This window comes from Umezawaea sp. (genome assembly GCF_057122925.1).
The window spans coordinates 1-5,558 of sequence record NZ_DBNGPQ010000098.1; the positions used below are offsets into that span (position 1 = coordinate 1).

A 5,558-nucleotide genomic window follows, 5' to 3' on the forward strand; every position below is an offset into this window, starting at 1 on the left:
TCGTCCTGCTCCCACAGGTAGGTCACCGGGTCGCCGTCGGGGTCGGAGGCCCTGCCGGTCAACGAGAACGGCGTGCGCGCCGGGATCGTGCGCCTCGCGGCGGTGGACACGACCGGCGGGTGGTTGCGGGTGGCCTGGACGCGGTGACCCCCGTTGTCCTGCGGGCCGCCCTGGACCGCCTCGCCGACGACCGCGCTCGCGCCGGTCGCCCGGACGACGAGCGCCGGGACGTCGAGACCCGCGAGCACGCCGCCGAAGGTGACCTGGAACCCCGTGGTGTCGAACGGGGTCGGCCGGTACCGGTGGTCGCCGAAGCCCGCGACGGCCACCGACGCGCCCGCGGGCAGGACCGACCGGAGGGCCGCCCCGATCGCCTCCGGCGTGTAGCCCGCGCCGTGGGAGACCGGCGCGGACGTCCGGCCCCGGTAGGTGATCGTGAACGAGTCGGCCCCGTCGAAGCCGCGCAGCGCCACGTCCTGCACCTCGCTGTCCGGCGGCAGGGCCGACGACGCGTACGAGGTGATCTCGGTGCGGCTGCGGTGCGAGAAGTACGGGTCGCTGTGCCGCTGGAGGTTGTCCTGGCGGCAGATGCCCGCGTACGCCATGATCGACGACCCGCTGCCCGGCTCGTAGGAGGACTCCGCGCTGCGGTTGCCGCCACCGCAGCTCCACTGGTCGCCGTCGAAGGTGTGCCGCGCGGCGAACTGGTGGCCCACCTCGTGCGCCACGTAGTCGACCGCGAAGAAGTCGCCGACGGGGGTGGGCAGCCCGGTGCACCCCACGGCCTTCCCGGCGCCGCCGACGCCCGCTCCCGCGACACCCCCGCCGTTGACGCCCAGCGCGATGTGCCCGATGTCGTAGTTCCCCGCCCCGACGAGCTGGCCGAGCACGGCCGTGTTGCGACCGAGCGTCCCGATCCCGCAGGTGCTCAGCTCCTCGGGCGTGTAGCAGGGCGCCGCGCCGCACGGCCCGTCCGGCCCGGTCGCCTCGGCGTCGGTGTTCAGGTTGGTCCGGTCCGTCCCGGCGACCAGCAGCAGCCGGACCGCGGTCTCGTCCTCGTAGACCTGCGCGACCCGGTTGACCATCGTCACCTTCGCGGCGGTCACGTTCTCCGCCCCGAAGTACCGGGCGTACGACGGGTCCGTGACGATCGCCAGGCGGTACGTGCGCAGCCGCACGACCGGCGTGCGACCGGCGGGGGTGGTGGTCGGCTCCGGGACCTCGACGTCGGCCTCCCGCAGCGGTGCCACCGGGGCCAGGTCGTGGCCGTAGTAGCTGGCGTAGAGGCCCTGGTCGCGGTGGGAGTACGGGTCGACGAACCACTGGCCCCGCTCGGACCGCACGGAGGCGTGGAAGCCCAGCGGCGTGAGGTCCGCGCGCACCGACGCCGTCGGGTCGTCCACGCCCCGGCCCGCGTACGTCCTGATCTCCGGGTGCTCCGCCGCGAGCCCCGGCTCCATCACCGGGGTGTCGACCAGGGTGAAGCGCTCGAACGCGCCCGCCGGGGTCGGCAGCACGACCTGGAGCTCCGCCGCCCCGTCGAGCGTCGCGGCGAGCGCGGGCCGGTCGAGGGCGAACCCGGCGAACCGGTCGGTGCGGACGTCGGCGGCCTGGGCCGACCGGGCGACGACGTCGACCCGCGTCCACGGGTTGTCCGCCGCCGCGGCCGTGCCCGCCAGGGGCACCAGCGCGATCGTGGCGGAGGCGACGACCAGTGCGGCCAGGCCGCGACGGGTCGGGGAAGGTCGGGCCACGGCAGGTCTCCCGTCACGGCAGGGTGCGCGATCAACACCGCATTGTGCTGACCGCGCGGGCCACGGGAGAACTGACGAAAGTACTGCCTCAGTCTCGGATGGCGGACAGGGCGGTGCTCAGCTTCACCAGCTCGTCGAGGAGCTGCTTCGACGCCGAGGTCATCACGTCGTTCGGCGTCAGCGCGCCGTCGTCGAGGTGCTGCTGGACGAACGGGATGTGCACCGCGTCCAGGACCGGCACCATCCGCAGCGTGGTGACCACCTGCTTGAGCTGCGCCACCGCGCGGGTGCCCGCCGAGACGCCGCCGTAGGACACGAAGCCCACGGGCTTGTGGCGCCACTCGGCGTTCAGGTAGTCGATCGCGTTCTTCAGCGGCGCGGGGTAGCCGTTGTTGTACTCCGGCGTCACGAACACGTACGCGGAGGCGCGGCCGATCGTCTCGCTCCACGCCCTCGTGTGCTCGTGCACGTACTTGCCCGTCATCGGGTGGTTCGGCTCGTCGAACATCGGCAGCGCCACCTCGGCGAGGTCGACCACCTCGACGTCGAAGCCGCCGTGCGCCCTCGCCTCCTCGGCGAACCACGCGGCGACGGGTGCTCCCACCCTGCCCGGCCTGGTGCTGCCGATGACGATCTGCAGGACGGGTTCGGGCATGGTCTGCTCCCAGGTGTCGGTGGTGATCGTCATTGTGTCGTCCGGACGGCGCCGCCGCTCGACGGGACCGCGTGCGCGAGGGGCCCGGCGCGGTGGACGCGCCGGGCCCCTCGAAGCGTGGTGCCGTTACAGGATCGGCGAACCGTTCGCCAGCGGCGGCTCACCGCGGCCGTCGTCCGGGCGGTGGGTGTGGCGCTGCGGCGCGGCGTCGACGTCACCGCGCCAGGCACCGGTCTCGGTGCCCTGCTGCTCGATGAAGTCCTTGAAGCGGTCGAGGTCGCCCTTCACGCGGCTGCCGACCACGCCGAGCGCGGCTCCGGCCTTCTCGACGAGCGACTCCGGCTGGTACTCCATCTGCAGGTTGACCCTGGTCGTGGTGTCGCTGAGGCGGTGGAAGGTCACCACACCGCCGTGCGACGTGCCTTCCTCGGTGTCGCCGACCGTGTGCCACGCGATTCGCTCGTCCGGGTGCTGCTCGGTGATCTCGGCGTCGAACTCGCGGCTCACGCCACCGATCTTCGTGACCCAGTGCGTGCGCGTGGGCGTGACCTGGTTGATCTTCTCGACGCCCTCCATGAACGCCGGGAAGGATTCGAACTGCGTCCACTGGTTGTACGCGGTCGTGACGGGGACTTCCACGTCTACGGACTTCTCGATCGTCGTCACGCTTCCTCCGTGTTTCCGTTGTGGTGCTTGGCGGGGGCATACCCGACGGGGCAGTTCCCACACGTGCCGGAGATCACCGGTCGCGGCCTCCGTCGGCCACCTGGTGCGTCGCACCGTCCTCTGAGGACTCCACGACCGCACCCCTCGATCTGCCCATGGCGAGGGGTTACCCGGTCCACCCGCGTCTCACACCACCCCACTCGAAGGGGTGATTCCAGCGCGTGGTCACGGCTGCTCCCCACCTGCTGCGGCGGCGTCGAACACGCGAGGTGATTTCCTATTTCCGTGATCCGCAAAAATGCGTTCCATTTTTCGCGCATCGATTTGAAGGAGGTTGGGTGCTCTACGATATTTCAATGGGAAACCCCCGCGAGAAGAGTGTTCGTTCAACCATGTCCTCACTTGGTCTCGCCCTGCCGGACGTGAGTCCGCCGAAAGGCGCTTACGTGCCGGCTGTGCGGAGCGGAAACCTGGTGTTCGTCTCCGGTCAGGTGCCCATGGTTGGGGGCGAGGTCGTCGTCACCGGCAAGGTCGGTGCCGAGATCACCGTCGAGGACGCCAGGGCGCTGAGCCGCCAGTGCGCATTGGCCGCGTTGGCCGCCATCGGCTCGGTGGTGGACCTGGACGACGTGGCGCAGGTCGTCAAGGTGGTCGGGTTCGTGGCGTCCGCCCAGGGGTTCGTCGACCAGGCGAAGGTCGTCGACGGGGCGAGCGGACTGTTCTTCGAGGTGTTCGGCGACGTCGGGCGGCACGCGCGCAGCGCGGTGGGGGTGGCGGAGCTGCCGCTGGGCGCTCCGGTCGAGATCGAGGTCGTCGTCCAGGTGGACCGCTGACCGCGGGGGAGCGGGGCGACCGTTCGCCACCGCTCCCCCACGCGGTCGACGATGTCGGGGGAAACCCTAGAGACGGATCGCGGGGCCGGTCACGGAGATGCCGCTGCCGGGCTCGGCCGGGATTGACACGTCGATCCGGCTCGGTCGACCCATGTCGAAACCCTGGTAGACCGTGATCTGCTCGGGGGCGGACGTCGTCCTCAGTTCCCTGAGGTAGCCGCCGAACGCCGCCGCGGCCGCTCCGGTCGCGGGGTCCTCGACCACTCCTCCGGGAGGGAACGGGTTGCGGCAGTGGAAGACCGTCGGCGACTCCTCCCAGACGAGGTCGATGGTGGCCCACCCCCTGGCGTTCATGAGGCCGGCCAGTGCGTCCATGTCGTAGTCCAGCCTCGACAACCTCGCCCTGCCGGCCGCTGCGATGATCGGGTGCCAGGCGCCCGCGTAGGCGGCTCGTGGTGGTAACGCGGGGTTCAATTCCTCCGGTGCCCACCCGAGTGCCCGGAGGAGCAGGTCCAGGTCGTCCTTGGCGATCGGCTCCGTGCGCGTCGGAACGCTCACCAGCGTGGCGACCAGGGATCCGTCCGGGGAGCGCCTGGTCTTGACCGGGATGATCCCGGCCCTGGTGTGGAAACTGAGATCGCCGATCCCGTTCCGATCGGCGTGCGCCACGGCCGCCGCTATCGTCGCGTGCCCGCAGAACGGCACCTCGACCAACGGGCTGAAGTAGCGGACCTCCATGCCGCCGTCCGGCGATGTCGTGACGAAAGCCGTTTCCGAGTACCCGACCACCGCGGCGGTTTCCTGCATGGTCAACTCGCTGAGGTGTCCGGCGTCGAGCACGACGCCTGCCGGATTACCTCCGTGCGGAGCTGTGGCAAAAGAAGAATATCGAAGAATTTCCATTGTGGCATGGTAGTGCTCTTGATGTGATCGGCCAAACCAGAGCAATTTCACCTGTGCTGGGGGATGATCATCCCCAGGTGAACATGCTTCCGTCCGTCGTCACGGCAATGGAAAAGCCAAGAGCGATTCTCCGGGATTTTTCGCTGGGTCGTACCGCGTGAAAGTGTCTGGGGTCGAACAACAGCGCCTCGCCGACGGTCGGCTTGATCTCTATCGTTCGGGAATCGGCCACCACCGTCTCCTGGTAGCCATAGGAACCGGGGAGTCGGTGAGCCTCGTCCCTCGGATCGTGGCGGTGCTGCCAGATGACGGTCTCGCCGCCCTGTTCGGGCACGCTCAGGTACAGGTTGAACGCGAACTGAGTCGTCTGCGGAGCGTCGAGCAGGTCCTCGGTGAACTCCAACCTCGCGTCGTCGAAGTGGACCTGGAAGCCGTTGTTCGGCTCTCGTGCGACACCCGCACCCATTTCTCGGCCCTTGTGCGTGCCCACCGCGACCTGGTGGGGCCAGTGTGCGGCCAGTCGTTCGCGGCACCGCGTGAAGGGGTCGAACGAGAGCTTGAGGGAGAGCCACGCTCTTCTGTGCGTTTCCAGGGCGCTCCAGTAACTGTCGGCGATCCTGCCGTCCTTCCGGTGGTCGCTCACCCCTACGCCGAATCGCATCACCTGGGGGTAGACGCGATCTTGGCCATAACTGTCGAACTGGGCAGCGGTCAACGCGTCGAGAACTTCGCGGCATTCGAGAGGGG

Annotated in this window: 6 protein-coding genes; 1 reads left to right on the forward strand and 5 read right to left on the reverse strand. The window is 69.6% G+C overall.

Annotated elements, in window-relative coordinates:
• The 3 genes from AC156L_RS22750 to AC156L_RS22760 all read right to left on the reverse strand — a co-directional run.
• Positions 1-1,754, reverse strand: a 1,754-nt coding sequence (locus AC156L_RS22750; RefSeq protein ID WP_484407242.1) for a reprolysin-like metallopeptidase, incomplete at its 3' end; no start/stop codon positions are given.
• An 88-nt stretch (positions 1,755-1,842) separates the two neighbouring features.
• Entirely contained in the window at positions 1,843-2,442 is a 600-nt protein-coding gene (locus tag AC156L_RS22755) for an NADPH-dependent FMN reductase (RefSeq protein ID WP_330879331.1), read from the reverse strand.
• 93 nt (positions 2,443-2,535) lie between these two features.
• Positions 2,536-3,075, reverse strand: a complete 540-nt coding sequence (locus tag AC156L_RS22760; protein ID WP_330879330.1) for an SRPBCC family protein — start codon at positions 3,073-3,075, stop codon at positions 2,536-2,538.
• Positions 3,076-3,467: 392 nt separating this feature from the next.
• Between AC156L_RS22760 and AC156L_RS22765 the strand changes: the two genes are divergently transcribed.
• Positions 3,468-3,908 (forward strand): RidA family protein, encoded by a 441-nt coding sequence (locus tag AC156L_RS22765; protein WP_330879374.1) that lies wholly within the window; start codon positions 3,468-3,470, stop codon positions 3,906-3,908.
• A 66-nt stretch (positions 3,909-3,974) separates the two neighbouring features.
• On the opposite strand, the gene AC156L_RS22770 is transcribed toward AC156L_RS22765, so the two are convergent.
• Positions 3,975-4,811, reverse strand: a complete 837-nt coding sequence (locus AC156L_RS22770; protein ID WP_330879329.1) for a PhzF family phenazine biosynthesis protein — start codon at positions 4,809-4,811, stop codon at positions 3,975-3,977.
• A 67-nt stretch (positions 4,812-4,878) separates the two neighbouring features.
• Positions 4,879-5,558: 2OG-Fe(II)-dependent halogenase WelO5 family protein (locus AC156L_RS22775; RefSeq protein WP_330879328.1), on the reverse strand; the 680-nt coding region annotated here is incomplete at its 5' end.